The following is a 14,077-nucleotide window of genomic DNA, read 5'->3' on the forward strand; positions in this document are numbered from 1 at the left end:
CTCGCTTGCGACGAACCCAAGGCTATGCGAAAAGTCTGTGATTATTCTCCTTTAGGGCTTTGGATTGCTCGCAGTAGGCTGGGAGAAAGGCTGTAGAGCGGAATGATGGAGCCACGGCCTTCTGGATAGACTAGGACTTTGCTCACCAGGTCTCGGGCTTCGAGGCTCAAGAGCAAGGACCGCAGCGCTTCGGGTTCCAGGCTGGTATCGCGGCTGAGCAGGCCAAGCGTGACTCGCGATTGAGCGCCGTTGGCTTCGATGTAGTTGGCGATCACGAGCAAAATCAGTTTGAGCTGAGCGGGGAGTTGGAGGCGACGGACGATGTAGTCCCACAGAGCAAGACGAGTTTGAGAGGACATGAGGTTTTCAGGTTGAGAGCTGAACTCAGGCAGGGGCTATAAGATTTCCAAATCAGAAGAACGAAACTTTGCTTAGAATTAGCGAAATTTGCTTAGAATTAGCGAAATTTCGCTCTCGATTAACAAACTTTCAGTCCCGATTAGACAAACTTTGCTCCGAACGATTTATTTTCCTAATCTGAGCAGCAAAATTTGCTTAGAATTAGCGAAATTTGCTTGAAATTAGCGAACTTTTGGTCTTGAGTAGCGAAGTTTCGGTCTCGAATAGCAAAATTTCAATGCCAGCAGGCAAATTTCAATCAAGACGATGGACTCTCCCAGCGCGAACACAGAAATTTGGCAATAGCGGATGAGTCTTTCCTACCCAGGAGCGGAATTTTGGTTCTGTGTTCAGGCGGTTGATTGCTGCGGTTGAAGTTCTCGATAGCGCCGATGCCAGAGATGCCGCCAGTAGACTAGAACGTCTTCGGGGTAGGTAAAGCGCTGAACTTCGCTTTTAATCACGTGTCCCACCCATTCGAGCAAGCGTAAATCGTTGCAACTGAGGATGGTGCGGGCGCAAGCTTCGCTCCAAGCGGCGAATTTGCGATAGCTGATGAACTGACCGCCCTGATCGGCGCGATGAACGAACAAGACATGCGTCCAGTGTTCGATGCGGCAGATGCGCGATTTGGGAATGCCTAAGAAACGGGCGACCTGAAGTAGGGAAATGCAAAGCTGCGGTTGCAACACCTGGGTAAGGTGCATGGAAAGGACTCCAAAATTTTGAGGGCAATGAGATCCTGTGACCCTATTCAGGGCCAAGGAAGGCAAATGTTAAACTGCCCCCTAGCCGCCAGGTTGCGATGAACAACCTGACGGTTAGTTCCCCAGAGTTTGAGTAAGACCCTGGGGGACGCCTAGGGGTCCAGTTGCCTGTCATGGAAAGTAGCAGGGACTGGATTCCGGAGTCAAGGGGGTAACCCAAAAAAGATCCCTGTGTTGCAGCGAACCGAGCAAAGTAAGCACCGAAACCTAGCTTCAGTCTCATTCCACTTAACTGAGTCTCTTCCTAGCCAGTCAGAAAAACGACAGCTAGGCTGGGATGAGGATCTCAGCTCAGTTTTGAAAGCTGAAACGAGACTCGTTTATCAGGTGATTAGGAGCCTCGCTTCCCGAAGCCTTTCGCCTAAGCAGTAGGGAATTTCTGTGCCTGATCTCATCATCACACCCTATCCATTCACTGAGTGAGGAATGCCTCAACCTCAAAACTTGTCAACACCAATGTACTGGATCCGAAAATATGTGGAAAGATTCTGCCTAGTCGGCTGAATTGGTACATTATGTGGAAAGATTCTGCCTATCTACCTGATTTTAGGATGTCATACGAAAATCATCTGCCTAATCACCACTATGAGGATGTTATATGGAAACTTTCAGTCCAATATTAGTTCGGCAGCTACGCGTGGCTTGGTTGAATCCTGCAAGTTCGATAGACTGGCTAATTCGAGGCTAAAGGATTGCAATGGGAGAGAATGACTTCACAGAAGCAGATTGGCGCTGTCAGATTGTAGTGCGGCTTGCGGCTCCGACCATATTGCCAGGCAGCAATACTCTCTTGCCAATCGGAGCGATTGGAAAAGGAGTTGCTGAAATAGATTACAAAGCTAATCGGGTTACTTTTCCAATTCCAAATGCAACGGCTTTGTTCTTTAACTTGTCCAAGAGGCACTACGAATCGGCTCGCGTTACTTCACAAACATTTTCTTCCGGCCCAGATTCGCACAGCCTTCCTGATGAGGATATTTTCTCGTATTTGGAGGACGTAATGGCGTCAGTAGTTTTTGCCTATACCGCGCTTGAGGCGTTCGCTAACGAAGAGATACCAGATGACTTCGTTCACACAATCACCAAATCCAAATGCAGCGAGGTCTTCAATAAATCGCAAATCGAGCGGTCATTGAGCTTACAGACAAAACTTAGAGATATTTTGCCAGGCATCACTGGAATTACTTCGCCAAAGGGAACAAAGGTGTGGCAAGATTTCGTTGCTCTGGAAGAGCTACGAAACAATATTATTCATATGAAAACGATGGATAGACAGCACGTTGGCTATTCTAATCAGTCCATTTGGAGCAAACTCGTAAGTGAGCCTGTGCCTTTCGTTCTACCGTCTGTCAAAGCGATGATTGACTATTTCTACACATCAAGGCAACTCAAACCGCATTGGTATGAGCACTTCCCGTCCTGAAAGCGACTAACAGCCGCCGAACAAGGTGCTGCACCCGACCGCCTACAGTCTGCGTTACGCTTCGCCTTCCAGGGGCGGGTGAGCTCAATCGTTATGCCGCTGGGTGATCGGTGGGAAATTGTGAGAAGTCAAGTTTGAGATGGGATTGTCTGTGAAGAATCGCGAATTGAAATAGTTCGAGCAATATCTGTAATCAGGAGTAATTCAAATGCTCACTTTGCCTGGAAAAGCTTTAGTTCTCGCCTTGGCAAATTTTGCCATAATTTCTACAGTTGTTGGCTCAGCCATTGCACAAGCGTCAAGATTAAAACCGTTGTCACTGTATTGGAGTGCCCAAAGGGAAGACAACTTCGTAACTGCTACGCAGCAAGGTCGAAGAGACGCTGTTAGTTCTGGTTACAGTAGCATTGGTGTCGAAGCGTGTATCCTTACTAGCCAAGAGGAAGGAGCAGTTCCTTTCAATCTCTATTGGAGTGAGCAGAGAGGTGACAATTTTACTGCTGCAACCAGACAAGGTGCTGCAAGTGCTAGGGATGCAGGATATGTCTTTGTCAGAACCGAAGGGTACATATTCCCCACTCAGCAACCAGGAACGATTCCAATTTATCTTTACTGGAGTGAACAAAGAGGTGATAATTTCACTACTCCAACTAGAGAAGGTATCAGAGACTCTAGGGCTGCGGGATATGTTCGCGCCAGGATCGAGGGATATGTTTATCCACCGAATCGATGCTGAGTAGCTAGATTTTTATTTGATAATAACAGGGTGAGCGCTGCTCACCCTGCTTTTGTCATTGAGGTACTATAAAAATATCTTCTCGAAGGCGAAGCTTATGACTTCAATGTCGAGTGAACAAGCAACAATCATTTGTACAGAACATGGACTGACAATCGCGGGTACACGCACTAGCCTTTATGATTGGAAAGGAAGCGATTTGGGCAAAACTAGAGGAACAGAAAGCGAGACGAAATGCCGCACAAAACCAATGACTTTCTTGGTTGACTACAATCTAGACGGCTACGCGCTTATTTTTCTCGGTACATTGACAAAACTGGGTTGACTTGAATTCATATGCATCCAATTTGTCACTTTTAGAGAAGTTAGGCTGTTAATGGAAAGTAGCGATCGCGCAGCCTGGCTTTATGCTCAAGAACACCAGATGCTGATCCTTGCAGCTAACCGACATATGAAGGGTGAAGATTTGCTTGAACAGGTTATGCGTGAGGAGAATACTGAAAAATTCGTTTCCAGTATTAACAATTGGAAGTCTTGATCGCCCTAGTGAAGCTGATTATCGAGAGCAATGTGTTGACCACCTTATTGAGATTGCCGTAGACATTGATCAGTATAAGGGAGTTGGTCGGCTGTTTATGCCGTAGGAATTAAGAGATCGCAGTCTTGTCGTTGGGAACACGGTATAACAATGCAAATGCAGCGGACGGTTGAGAGTCGCTAGTGCTGGGTTTGAAGTTATCTGCCGCCGCTGATTTGAGCTGTTAGGCGCCGTGAAGCAGCTTCCAGGTCAACCCATCGATAGGAATGGCAAGGTCGTTGCTGTTGGCTCGCTTATGCACGTACTGCACCTGTCCAGCGACTAGTTCAATAGGCTACCGCCCGATGAACGCGCGGACGTCGAATCTATGGTCGGTGAGGTTTTCCCTGTGGAAGAGATTGATGAATACGGTCAACCTTGGGTTAGCAAGAGCTGGCTGAACGAAGCAGAAGGCACTTGCCGCTCTCACTCCATGGCGCTGGAGGCAAGCGAGATGGAATACGTGACGAGGATGCAGCAGTATGAATCTGTAAAATTTGCTATAACAATTACGGAAAATTTGGCTATGCTTACTCTAAGTATTATCGCGATCTCATTACTTACAGGGATTTTCTATCAGGCAGTGAGTGAAGCCTTGGACCGACGCAGACATCCTCCACAGGGTGAACTTGTTGATATTGGGGGATTTCGTCTACATCTCAACTGTATTGGGCAGGGTATAACAACGGTTGTTATGGACGCTGGTGGTGGTGCTCCCTCAATTACATGGGGCTTGGTTCCATCTGAAATTGCTAAATTTACCCGAGTTTGCACTTATGATCGAGCGGGGTTGGGTTGGAGCGATCCCAATCCCGGAAGCTCCCGCACCAGTCAGCAGAACGTTGATGAATTGCATTCACTTTTGACTAAGGCTGGAATTAATCCTCCCTACATTTTAGTTGGGCACTCATTAGGTGGAGTCAATATGCGGCTGTATGCAAGTCAATATCCAGAAGATGTGATCGGATTAGTGTTAGTCGATTCTTCCCATGAAAATCAGATGACATCCGAAATGTGGAGGCGCATAAAAATGCAGTCTTGGCTTTATCAGGTTTTGAGAGTTGTCAGTCAAGTTGGAGTGCTGCGATTAATCGGGGAGATGAATCTGTTGCCAATTCTTGAGGACATTAAGCGAGAAATTCAAAAATATCCACTGGCAGTACAAACCTTATTTGATACCTATAAAACCTTCTGTTACCGTCCCGACTATTGGGCAACCACATCCAGTGAACTGGCCAATATAAAAAAGAGCTTTGAGGAAGTTCAATCAGTTAGATCACTGGGCAGCCTGCCTTTGATTGTGTTGAGCCAAGGTTCTAAAGATTCAAAGATGAGTGATGAAAGATTCCAGAAATGGGCATCACTTCAGCTAGACTTGACCAAATTATCGTCAAATAGCCAACGTATCATTGCAGAAAATAGTGGACATCTTGTGCAACTGGATCAACCTGAATTGGTTGTTAGTGCAGTCCAACAGTTGATTGAGAGCGTCTAAAGTTATGAGTCTTCGATTGAGGCACGGCATCACAAATCTGGTGCAACGGACGGTATCAAGCCTTTGGGGTGTTGCAGCAAAGTTTAGCCGCCGCTGAACAGGAAAGTTATGCTGCCAAGTCTCCTGGTGCGGAAAGTACAAAGCTACTTGTAACATATTGATAATTATCCTAAACATGGACATTGCTACAAATGTTGCCTTAATAGGTGCGCTGTTTACATTTTTTGCTGCAATCCTTACAGCACTCGTTAGCTTCTTCCGCGAGCGATCTGAAAAGGAGAAATGGAGGAGAAGTTTAGAGTTTGAAAGAGTCAAATGGGAAAGAACAATGGAATTAGAACGCGAAAAATGGCAAAAGACCATTGAACTTGAGGAACGACGTATCAGGCATGAAGAAAATAAATGGATACTAGAACTCAACAGTCAGCGAGAACTAACGCTATACAAGATGAGACTTCGCACATATCCTGATATCTTTGTGGCACTTGAACAATTATCCCAATACCGCGTCAACGAAATCAATGAGAATAAAGCTAGAGAACTTGCCGAAAAGTTAAATACATGGGGATATAGCGATGCGAGTCTTTGCATGTCACCGGATACAAGAGAAGCTGTTTTCGCTCTCCGAAGAAAAATTGGTAAGTACTTGCAGAAGGAAATAAGTGCTAAAGATTTAACCAAAGGACCACGCACAGATCTAATTGAGTTGATGAGACGCGACTTAAATCACGGCTCGTTATGGCGAGAATTTGAGACATTGACAGGTAGAAATTTTGCAGAGATACAAAAATTTATTGAGAAAGAGGAGTCTTGATCTGTATGTACAGCATAACAATCCCGTTGCACACCGACCGTACAAAATTGATTAGTTGAGTCTGAGAGTTTGTTGCGGCGGGTGAACGGGGTCGTTGTATTGCTTAGGTTGCGGATCGTGGCAATAGTCAAGGGCTTCTCGTTGGTATTGAGTGAAAATTAGTTGAAGAGTGGTTGTGGTGGTAATTTAAAGGCAATTTCTAGATCAATCAGTGTGAGGAAATCCAGTGGAATTTTTCTTCAGCCAACTTATAGGTCTTCTAGTTGGTATTTTGTCATCCTGGGCTTTCTGGTATGTCCTGTTGCTAGCGAAGCCGAGAATTATTATTTCTAAAAATATAGTTTTCAATAAGAAGAAAGGAAGTCTGCTAATTAAAGTAATGAATCGAAGCAGAAGACAAGCAACAGATATTCAAGCAAGTCTGGCTCTGGTTGAACGAGATACTACTGGGAGATTCTTCACACTCCATAGTGCTCAACTCAGGAGAGATTCTCTCCCTGCCTTAGCTCCAAAACACGAATCGCATAATCCTTGGGGGCTTCGAACTGCCTATGTATTCGCTACTGATGAGGGAGTACAGATTTTGGAGAAATTGTCTTCTGCTTGTCAAAACGAAAAACGGCTAGTCTTTACATTGTCGGCAGCCGATGGATTGAGTGGGACAAAAGTTGTTCAGCAAATTTCATATCGGTTAGAAGATGTTAAGTCGGGACGATTTGGTGTGTGGCTTGAGGTTAGAGAGGATGAAGTACAACAGTTACAGCAAAGTAAACAGGACAGCGATGACGATGGAGATTTTATAGCATAGACAATTGCTGGTTGTAACCGTACAACAATCGCGTTGCAACGAACAGTTGAAAGGCTATTCGTCTACCCTTTGAGTTCTTTTGCTGCCGCTGAACGCAATCGTTGGGCAGCAGTTGCGTTATTGACGCACTATTGGATGAGAAACTCTTCTGAAGAAAATGATTAAGAGAGAACACTCTGCATGTCTGATTTTGTCCCTATTCTGCAGATTTCGACCACGAGTACCCCGACCCCAGCAATACTGAATCTCTTCCTACCCAGGCAGAAAAACGACAGCTATGCTGGGGCGAGTATTTCAGTTCAGTTTTGAAAGCTGAAATGAGACTTGTTTGTCAGATGATTAAGAGCACCGTACCCCGGAGCCTTTCACTTGAGAAAACAGTAGGGAATTTCTGTGCCTGCTCTCATCACACCCTCTCCATTCACTAAAGTTTAGTTTGACCCCGGCCAGGCTTGTGAGATTACATGGCCAGATGAGGGAGGAATGCCTCAACCTCGAAACTTGTCAACACAAATGCACTGAATCTGAAAATATGCAGAAAGATTCTACCTGTTTGGCTGAATTGCTACATTATGTGGAAAGATTCTGCCTATCTACCTGATTTTAGGGTGTTACATGGAAATCATCTGCCTAACCACTACTATAAGGGTGTTATACGGAAACTTTCAGTCCAATAATAGTTATCAAGGGGTTGTATTCCACAGCGTTGAAATGGTTCAAGATTTGATGGCAAAAGCAAAGACCCGAACAGGTCTTACCGTATTTACCACCCTTTTGGATAAGGTTTATGAAACAGGACGGAAGGTGACACAAGGGTTTAAGGAAACAATGGAAATTGTCTTTGATGAACACTTACCTAAATGAAATTACACAGCAAAACCGCAAAACTGAAAATTGTATTTTATTTAATCCATGATTCTAAGTGATGAAAAAACAACAGTTCCGGTTCTGGTGCAAAGCATGAATGTACCTATAACAACCCTCTATAGCGAATAAATATGAGAACGACGGCCCACGATCCCAAAGCTACTTTGATTGCTACCAAAATATTCAAAATTGGCAAAATTCCACCACTCAGCAGAGCGCCGAAATCACCGTGGGGAAGTTCAAATCCGGATAGCGTTATCACGGACAGTAAAATAAATACGAGCACTGATATCTTTTCCCAGACAGCGGCGTGCCAACGCTGATAAATTCCCTGCATCCATTCCGTAGATGAGGTCATGGCAATCAGTCCGATTGCCGTTCCCCCAGCTACTCCAGCCGCAAAGCCTCCTCCTGGACTAAGATGTCCACGAATCGCTAATTCAACTCCCACCAAGGCAGATATGGTTGCCCCCAACCGCGCCAGAATCATGGAAGATTCGTCGCTAAATTGGTAGACCTTTTTAGGTGGCCGTTCATTGGATAGGAGATACTTAGTTCCCATGATGGCGATTGTAAAAACAACCACTTCAAAAATCGTGTCATACAGGCGATTACGCAAGATAATACCTGAAACCGCATTCGGTATGCCGCTATCCTGGACCACCGCATCGACGATGGAGAACGGTAAGGTAGGAGCTGGATTTTCAGACAAAAATAGCATTTTGAAGAAAAATGCAATTCCTGCAACAATATAAATCCATTTCATCCCTTTATCTCCGATTTTGATGAGCTGTTGTGACTAAGCCGTACAGGGACAGAAACCATTTCGGCTTGCAAAATCTCGTGGATACGAGGGAGACGTGTCGTTGTTGTATAGGGGGGCATTGCTTTGGTCTGTGATTTCCCTTCTAAAGGCTCCGTATAGGCACAAATAGCATGTACATCCTTGTCTAAAAGGGCTTGGTGCAGCTCTTCCTCGTCCATGTAAGGTACGAGTTCGACTCGCATATAATGCTTGCCAAATACAGCGCGCAGATCTTCCAGTAGTTGGCGGAAGGAATGTTTTGGGGGAGATTCCGTTAAGTTGCCAGTAACAGCCTCATCTTTTAATACCCCCAACCGCAACACCAAGGACGATCGCACAGCCACCGCATATAGGCTAATCGCTAACAACGTTCCCACCAATGCTTCGGTTAAAGCCACATCTGGAGCACCCAGCACCGTGTAAACAAGGGCGGCGATCGCCCCCAAAATGCCCCGAATCACGAGAGCATGGTAAGGGTTCGTTTGAAAGATAACCATTGCAGCGGCCAGGGGCAACAGTGCAACAATGATATAAACATAGCTATCCATCACTACGCCTCCTAAAATTGAGGGTACGGCTGGGACTGCTGCTGGAGCAATAGGCCAGGACATAGCCCAGCATCGTATTCCATAGGACTAGGGAAAGAATTGCCAGGAGCAGGAGCGGCCACTCACGGGGGCGGAGTAGGAGCAGACCTGTAATGATGCTAATCGACCCCAAAGTGTCTGATACCGAAAGGTTGTGGAGTTTGAACAGCACCGATCGCCGAGTCAACAGAGACGAGGTACCCCAGAACCAGAAGATTAACCCAACTCCAATACAGACGTAGCTCAACAGCTTAATCATGAATCCCCCATTCGCTTGAGAATATGGGCCAGCAGCATAAATCCGGCATCTCCCACACTCAGGATGATGACACCTGCAACACCCAGCATCCAGTCATCCCGCAATACCGAAATCAGCAGAATCATCACTGCAGCTTTCGTTGCCACACTAGAAAATGCCAGCATGGTTTGCCAAATGTCCTCATCCTTCCATGCTTCGTAGAGAGGAATCAGCAGCGCCACAATCATTGCCATTAACGCCAGATTGAGAATCATGGCTGTTTCCTCCTACATACGCGATGAACTTCGTACCAGCCGTCTTCGTGATACTTCAAGACGGTGGTTTTAGGGGTAAAGGTAATTAGAAATATATCCAGGAAGATAAGGCCAGGTGTTCGCCTCGTCTTAACCCGCTCCATCACGATTTCTTCTTGAGTATGGGGTTGCAAAATCAGTTGAATGGCTTCCGAGTAGGCTTGGGGAATGGCTCGAACAATTTTCCATATTGCTCGTAGCAACTCCTTCAGCCGTGTGGGTGAAGTTGCGCCGCGAGGTAACAGTAATGCAACGCTCACACCAATGATGATATTTGCCACACTCAGGTTAGCCGTTAGCAAGAACCAGATTACCAATCGAAAAATGATATGTGCAATCATGCCATTGCCATCCAGAAGAGCGCGACTAAACTTAGGGCCATAACCCCGACTAGATGTTCAAATTCCTCCAGAACACGGGGTAGTTTCAGAACCACCTGCCGGAAAATTGCCAGGTAAAGAATCCACCCCAGGAAGATGGTGCCTAAAGGCTTCACAGTATTTGCGAAGGTATATGCCTCGTAATACACAACGTTAGCCGCGAACAATCCACCCAGAAGCAGCACCATCGCAGCCCAAAAACCCGGTTGAAGAGATGGCCGCTCTGACTCATTTAGGTTTTTATGAGGCAAAAAGATGAACTTCGCAAACGAAATAGATGTTCCTAAAGCTGCAACGTTCATCGCAATCACCTGCCAGGGCAGCAAATTCTTCATGGTTAACACCTTTGCCCCAAAACCCGACAGCAAAGGAAATCCTGAAATTGAGAAGCTGGCAATCACGAGGGCAATCCAAAGAGGAGTATGGAGCGATCGCTGGTTCAGCTCTTTGAAACTGCGGCTGGGCAGTTTTCCCGCTTGAAGAAACAGAGAAGCCTTTACCAACCCGTGGGTTAGGGCATAGAACCCGCCAACCTCTGGAGCCGCTAGGATGAAGCCCAACTGCGACACCGTATGGAATGCCAGCATCCGTTTTACATCCTTCTCAAAGACCGCATAGAACACCCCCAACAGTGCCGTTCCTACCCCAAAAAAACGCACAATTGGGTCCATCTCTTCTAGAAAAAGGGCGAAACGCACCATCGGCAGCACCCCTGCCTTGACCACCATCCCAGACATCAGGGCTGAAACGGGCGATTCTGACTCAGAGTGGGTGAGCGGGAGCCAGAGTCCTGATACAAATATGCCTGCTTTAGTCAGCAGACCTAAAAAAATGAGGGCGATCGCTTCATAAGGTGCTCCCCGTAATCCTTCAAAACCAAAGGAATGATGGGCCTTATAAACCAGTACTGCTCCCACCAAATAGAACAGCATCGCGATGTTACTGATGAATAAATAGCGCAGTCCAACCCAGATCGATCGATCTGTTCTTGGATAAGTAATGAGCAAGAATGCAGCAATACTCAAAACCTCTAGTGCTACATACAAACTAATTAAATCGGAGCAGATTAACGCTGCATTCACACTACCGTGAAGGATCAGGGTTTGTGCAAAGAAGAAGGAAGAGCGATCACTCTGCCAGCAATAAAAAATGACAGCAGTTGTAACGAGAGCATTGGTCAAAATAAAGAAACTTGCTAACGGATCTAACAGCAGGCTAACCCCAAAGTTATCCAGTAACCGTAGCGTAATGGGTTCGGATGCAAGAAATAACCATATGGAATAGGCTACCGAAACTAAAGTGCCAGCCAGGGCAAGCGATCGCGAGAGGCGAGGTAACAGGTAAATCAGAAAACCCACCGCAAACGGAAATCCGATCCAGGACAAAGTAAGGGCTGTCATAATGTTTGATTCCGCTCAATCTCGTTGCTTTCCAAGGTGGGATTATCACGCGACAGCTTCATCACACCGACCAGCATAAGAGCCTGAATTGAAAAGCCAATAACAATTGCCGTCAGGATGACCGCCTGAGGTACAGGATCGGCATAGGCTTGTGGCGTTCCCTCAGTAACAATAGGCGTAAACCAACCATCTCGCGCTGCTATGACGATGTAGTAGGCAATCACCCCAGTACTCATCACATCCATAGAGATGATTTTCATGACCAGGTTCTTTTTCAGAATGATGCCGAAGAACCCCAATAGAATAGTGGCTAAAGCACAAGCTTCTAACACAGATTCTTCCAATAACATCTGCATAAGCACCTTCAGAAAACACGCCACACAAGATCAAACGATGCAAAATCGTTACTCACTCGCTGCTTCTACAGGCGTGGTAAGTTCTGAGATGGGCTGAGTGGATGAACCAAAGGCAACCCGCAAAAAGGGTGGAGCCAGAAAAGTTGTCAAGATCACCATGATAATAATCGACACCTCCAGCGGCTTATCCAAAATGCCGCTAGCTGAACCGATGCCAGCAAACACTAGACCCACCTCACCTCGAGGGATCATCCCAACCCCGATCGCGAGGCGATTGATTCCGGGTAGTCCAAACACTCCCCAGCCCGTCACCAGTTTGCCAATGATCGCCACTCCCACCAAAAAGACAGCAATCCATAGTCCCGCCCGATTGTCTGGTACCATCGGGTTCAAAACACCGAGGTCAGCACGCGCTCCCACCGTCACAAAGAAAATGGGTACTAGTAAATCGGCGATCGGTTTGATTAATTCATCTAACTCGTTCCGGGCATCAGTTTCATCGAGTACCAAACCCGCTGCAAAGGCACCCAAAATCGCTTCGAGATGAATAGCATTACCTAAAAACGCCATAAAGAAAGCGAAGATAAATGCCGGAACCACAATATTTCCACGGGTTTTGAGCTGATCCACGATCGCCACAAAACTTTTGTTAAAGACACCCCCCAGCAAAATTGATCCAATCAAAAATGCGGTAGCGCTGACAATCAAGTAGATGACATTGGCAACATCAATCTCACCTGTTTTGGCTAAACTGGCGACTACAGCCAGGACAATAATGCCGAGAACATCATCAATCACCGCCGCGCCAACAATGATTTGCCCTTCTTTGGATTTGAGTTGACCTAACTCTGACAACACTTTAGAGGTAATGCCGATACTCGTTGCCGTTAACGCAGCCCCCGCAAAAATCGCTGGAATTGCTGCGACATGAAAGAGCATCATTAACCCTGCCGTGCCTGCCGTAAAAGGTGCCGCGACTCCGACACAGGCGACAACCGTGGCTTGAATTCCCACTTCCTTCAGCTGCCGCAGATCGGATTCCAATCCAATTTCAAACAGCAGAATAATCACGCCGATTTCAGCCAGAACCGAAATCACTTCACTTTGCGACTCAAAGATCCGGGTCAGCGCATCCGGTGCCAATTGATTCAATCCTTGCAGCGCTGTCATAATCACCGAGTCAGAAGCAGACAACCCCCCTTCGGGAAAGATTACTAGGTGCAACGCCGAAACGCCGACAACCACACCGGCGACCAGTTCCCCCAAGACGGGCGGAAAATCCAGTCGCCTAGCAACCTCTGCACCGAGCTTGCTGGCCAGATAAATCACTACCAGCGTCAGCAATACACCAGACAGAATAATGGGTGAATCCTCAGCAACAACGGTCGCTAGGACTGGTAGCGGAGCCATGAGAGCGGCAATTCTCTCACTGAAAGAAGGCAGAATGTTAGACAAAATCATGAGTTTAAAGCGATGAAGGTTAAGGGTTTGGGGGAGTCATAAAACGGCAGGGGTTATGAAAAAAGCAACCAATTAAGGACGGTCATGCTTTGGATGCAGTTGCCTAGATCGAGACAAGCTTAGTCGTCAATCAGTGACGCGGGCGAATAGGTGTTGAGATGATCTTGAATCACAATCAGCTCCTCCACTTGGGCATCATCTAAATCGACTAACGTTTTGAATAACGGTCAACAAAAAGCCGGGGTTATGGCCCGGCCATTTAGGTCTGTGTCGTCTCGATTCAACAGCCGTCTGGTCCACAGAAACTGTGCCCGTACAGTACCTCCGCGTCACAGATATAGATCATGCCCGCGAAATCGAGGAAAAACTTCACTGCGACCTGATCCGCAATATTCTCGGCCATATCCCGATCCGGGGTGAGCACCTCGAATTTTATATTCGCATTGGTGTCAGAAACGTTGGGTTGTCCCGACGAGCGCACGTTGCGACTGCCTTTACCGCCGGTTGCTACAACCGTATAACCGGTTGCCCCGGATTCTTCGATGATATCGGCGATCTTTTTCAGCAGAATCTTTTCCGTGACGATGACGAGCTTTTTGGCTGGCTTGGCCATGTTGGTTACCTCCTTACCTAGATATATGGATCTTATA

At 46.6% G+C, this 14,077-nt stretch carries 18 protein-coding genes; 7 read left to right on the forward strand and 11 right to left on the reverse strand.

The window, feature by feature from the left end:
• Nucleotides 1-41: 41 nt before the first annotated feature.
• Nucleotides 42-359, reverse strand: a complete 318-nt coding sequence (locus tag H6F94_RS12080) for a hypothetical protein (protein ID WP_190802503.1) — start codon at nucleotides 357-359, stop codon at nucleotides 42-44.
• 390 nt (nucleotides 360-749) lie between these two features.
• Entirely contained in the window at nucleotides 750-1,106 is a 357-nt protein-coding gene (locus H6F94_RS12085; RefSeq protein ID WP_190802504.1) for a hypothetical protein, read from the reverse strand.
• 757 nt (nucleotides 1,107-1,863) lie between these two features.
• Here H6F94_RS12085 and H6F94_RS12090 point away from each other — a divergent pair.
• The 7 genes from H6F94_RS12090 (at nucleotide 1,864) to H6F94_RS12120 (ending at nucleotide 7,883) form a co-directional block, all read left to right on the forward strand.
• A complete protein-coding gene (locus H6F94_RS12090; protein ID WP_190802505.1) occupies nucleotides 1,864-2,589 on the forward strand; it encodes a hypothetical protein in 726 nt (241 codons plus the stop codon).
• A gap of 208 nt (nucleotides 2,590-2,797) precedes the next feature.
• On the forward strand, nucleotides 2,798-3,325 hold the full coding sequence (locus H6F94_RS12095; protein ID WP_190802506.1) for a hypothetical protein: 528 nt from the start codon (nucleotides 2,798-2,800) through the stop codon (nucleotides 3,323-3,325).
• A 376-nt stretch (nucleotides 3,326-3,701) separates the two neighbouring features.
• Nucleotides 3,702-3,863 carry a hypothetical protein gene (locus tag H6F94_RS32300; protein ID WP_242041147.1) on the forward strand — a complete coding sequence of 54 codons (162 nt, stop codon included), beginning with the start codon at nucleotides 3,702-3,704 and terminating at the stop codon, nucleotides 3,861-3,863.
• 367 nt (nucleotides 3,864-4,230) lie between these two features.
• Nucleotides 4,231-5,397: an alpha/beta fold hydrolase gene (locus tag H6F94_RS12105; RefSeq protein ID WP_242041148.1), complete on the forward strand. Its 1,167-nt coding sequence runs from the start codon at nucleotides 4,231-4,233 to the stop codon at nucleotides 5,395-5,397.
• 175 nt (nucleotides 5,398-5,572) lie between these two features.
• The gene (locus tag H6F94_RS12110; protein WP_190802507.1) at nucleotides 5,573-6,211 is read left to right on the forward strand and encodes a hypothetical protein; all 639 of its coding nucleotides are present in this window, start codon (nucleotides 5,573-5,575) and stop codon (nucleotides 6,209-6,211) included.
• 226 nt (nucleotides 6,212-6,437) lie between these two features.
• Complete coding sequence (locus tag H6F94_RS12115) at nucleotides 6,438-7,019, forward strand: hypothetical protein (RefSeq protein WP_190802508.1); 582 nt, start codon at nucleotides 6,438-6,440, stop codon at nucleotides 7,017-7,019.
• 615 nt (nucleotides 7,020-7,634) lie between these two features.
• A complete protein-coding gene (locus tag H6F94_RS12120) occupies nucleotides 7,635-7,883 on the forward strand; it encodes an ISAzo13-like element transposase-related protein (RefSeq protein ID WP_190802509.1) in 249 nt (82 codons plus the stop codon).
• Between the two features lie 106 nt (nucleotides 7,884-7,989).
• Here H6F94_RS12120 and H6F94_RS12125 read toward each other — a convergent pair whose 3' ends face one another.
• From H6F94_RS12125 to H6F94_RS12165, 9 genes are all read right to left on the reverse strand, one after another.
• Entirely contained in the window at nucleotides 7,990-8,652 is a 663-nt protein-coding gene (locus H6F94_RS12125) for a Na(+)/H(+) antiporter subunit B (RefSeq protein ID WP_190802510.1), read from the reverse strand.
• Nucleotides 8,649-9,302, reverse strand: a complete 654-nt coding sequence (locus H6F94_RS12130; RefSeq protein ID WP_242041149.1) for a DUF4040 domain-containing protein — start codon at nucleotides 9,300-9,302, stop codon at nucleotides 8,649-8,651. The genes H6F94_RS12125 and H6F94_RS12130 overlap by 4 nt, the downstream gene beginning before the upstream one ends.
• The gene (locus H6F94_RS12135) at nucleotides 9,232-9,537 is read right to left on the reverse strand and encodes a monovalent cation/H(+) antiporter subunit G (RefSeq protein WP_190802511.1); all 306 of its coding nucleotides are present in this window, start codon (nucleotides 9,535-9,537) and stop codon (nucleotides 9,232-9,234) included. Before H6F94_RS12135 ends, H6F94_RS12130 begins: the two co-directional genes overlap by 71 nt.
• The gene (locus H6F94_RS12140; RefSeq protein ID WP_190442083.1) at nucleotides 9,534-9,791 is read right to left on the reverse strand and encodes a hypothetical protein; all 258 of its coding nucleotides are present in this window, start codon (nucleotides 9,789-9,791) and stop codon (nucleotides 9,534-9,536) included. The genes H6F94_RS12135 and H6F94_RS12140 overlap by 4 nt, the downstream gene beginning before the upstream one ends.
• A complete protein-coding gene (locus H6F94_RS12145; protein ID WP_190802512.1) occupies nucleotides 9,788-10,171 on the reverse strand; it encodes a Na+/H+ antiporter subunit E in 384 nt (127 codons plus the stop codon). The genes H6F94_RS12140 and H6F94_RS12145 overlap by 4 nt, the downstream gene beginning before the upstream one ends.
• A complete protein-coding gene (locus tag H6F94_RS12150; protein WP_190802513.1) occupies nucleotides 10,168-11,610 on the reverse strand; it encodes a cation:proton antiporter in 1,443 nt (480 codons plus the stop codon). Before H6F94_RS12150 ends, H6F94_RS12145 begins: the two co-directional genes overlap by 4 nt.
• Complete coding sequence (locus tag H6F94_RS12155; protein WP_242041150.1) at nucleotides 11,607-11,966, reverse strand: cation:proton antiporter subunit C; 360 nt, start codon at nucleotides 11,964-11,966, stop codon at nucleotides 11,607-11,609. Before H6F94_RS12155 ends, H6F94_RS12150 begins: the two co-directional genes overlap by 4 nt.
• A gap of 48 nt (nucleotides 11,967-12,014) precedes the next feature.
• Complete coding sequence (locus H6F94_RS12160) at nucleotides 12,015-13,427, reverse strand: cation:proton antiporter (protein ID WP_190802514.1); 1,413 nt, start codon at nucleotides 13,425-13,427, stop codon at nucleotides 12,015-12,017.
• Between the two features lie 280 nt (nucleotides 13,428-13,707).
• Nucleotides 13,708-14,040 carry a P-II family nitrogen regulator gene (locus H6F94_RS12165; protein WP_190802515.1) on the reverse strand — a complete coding sequence of 111 codons (333 nt, stop codon included), beginning with the start codon at nucleotides 14,038-14,040 and terminating at the stop codon, nucleotides 13,708-13,710.
• Nucleotides 14,041-14,077 lie beyond the last annotated feature (37 nt).

This window comes from Leptolyngbya sp. FACHB-261 (assembly GCF_014696065.1).
Taxonomy (GTDB): domain Bacteria; phylum Cyanobacteriota; class Cyanobacteriia; order FACHB-261; family FACHB-261; genus FACHB-261.

What these genes read in the sequence shown, in the direction of transcription:
- H6F94_RS12125 (WP_190802510.1), bottom strand. Translation starts at nt 8,652, where the DNA reads ATGAAATGGATTTATATTGTTGCAGGAATTGCATTTTTCTTCAAAATG.
- H6F94_RS12105 (WP_242041148.1), top strand. Translation starts at nt 4,231, where the DNA reads ATGGTCGGTGAGGTTTTCCCTGTGGAAGAGATTGATGAATACGGTCAA.
- H6F94_RS12140 (WP_190442083.1), bottom strand. Translation starts at nt 9,791, where the DNA reads ATGATTCTCAATCTGGCGTTAATGGCAATGATTGTGGCGCTGCTGATT.
- H6F94_RS12085 (WP_190802504.1), bottom strand. Translation starts at nt 1,106, where the DNA reads ATGCACCTTACCCAGGTGTTGCAACCGCAGCTTTGCATTTCCCTACTT.
- H6F94_RS12145 (WP_190802512.1), bottom strand. Translation starts at nt 10,171, where the DNA reads ATGATTGCACATATCATTTTTCGATTGGTAATCTGGTTCTTGCTAACG.
- H6F94_RS12160 (WP_190802514.1), bottom strand. Translation starts at nt 13,427, where the DNA reads ATGATTTTGTCTAACATTCTGCCTTCTTTCAGTGAGAGAATTGCCGCT.
- H6F94_RS12135 (WP_190802511.1), bottom strand. Translation starts at nt 9,537, where the DNA reads ATGATTAAGCTGTTGAGCTACGTCTGTATTGGAGTTGGGTTAATCTTC.
- H6F94_RS32300 (WP_242041147.1), top strand. Translation starts at nt 3,702, where the DNA reads ATGGAAAGTAGCGATCGCGCAGCCTGGCTTTATGCTCAAGAACACCAG.
- H6F94_RS12120 (WP_190802509.1), top strand. Translation starts at nt 7,635, where the DNA reads ATGGAAATCATCTGCCTAACCACTACTATAAGGGTGTTATACGGAAAC.
- H6F94_RS12090 (WP_190802505.1), top strand. Translation starts at nt 1,864, where the DNA reads ATGGGAGAGAATGACTTCACAGAAGCAGATTGGCGCTGTCAGATTGTA.
- H6F94_RS12155 (WP_242041150.1), bottom strand. Translation starts at nt 11,966, where the DNA reads ATGCAGATGTTATTGGAAGAATCTGTGTTAGAAGCTTGTGCTTTAGCC.
- H6F94_RS12165 (WP_190802515.1), bottom strand. Translation starts at nt 14,040, where the DNA reads ATGGCCAAGCCAGCCAAAAAGCTCGTCATCGTCACGGAAAAGATTCTG.
- H6F94_RS12130 (WP_242041149.1), bottom strand. Translation starts at nt 9,302, where the DNA reads ATGTCCTGGCCTATTGCTCCAGCAGCAGTCCCAGCCGTACCCTCAATT.
- H6F94_RS12110 (WP_190802507.1), top strand. Translation starts at nt 5,573, where the DNA reads ATGGACATTGCTACAAATGTTGCCTTAATAGGTGCGCTGTTTACATTT.
- H6F94_RS12150 (WP_190802513.1), bottom strand. Translation starts at nt 11,610, where the DNA reads ATGACAGCCCTTACTTTGTCCTGGATCGGATTTCCGTTTGCGGTGGGT.
- H6F94_RS12095 (WP_190802506.1), top strand. Translation starts at nt 2,798, where the DNA reads ATGCTCACTTTGCCTGGAAAAGCTTTAGTTCTCGCCTTGGCAAATTTT.
- H6F94_RS12080 (WP_190802503.1), bottom strand. Translation starts at nt 359, where the DNA reads ATGTCCTCTCAAACTCGTCTTGCTCTGTGGGACTACATCGTCCGTCGC.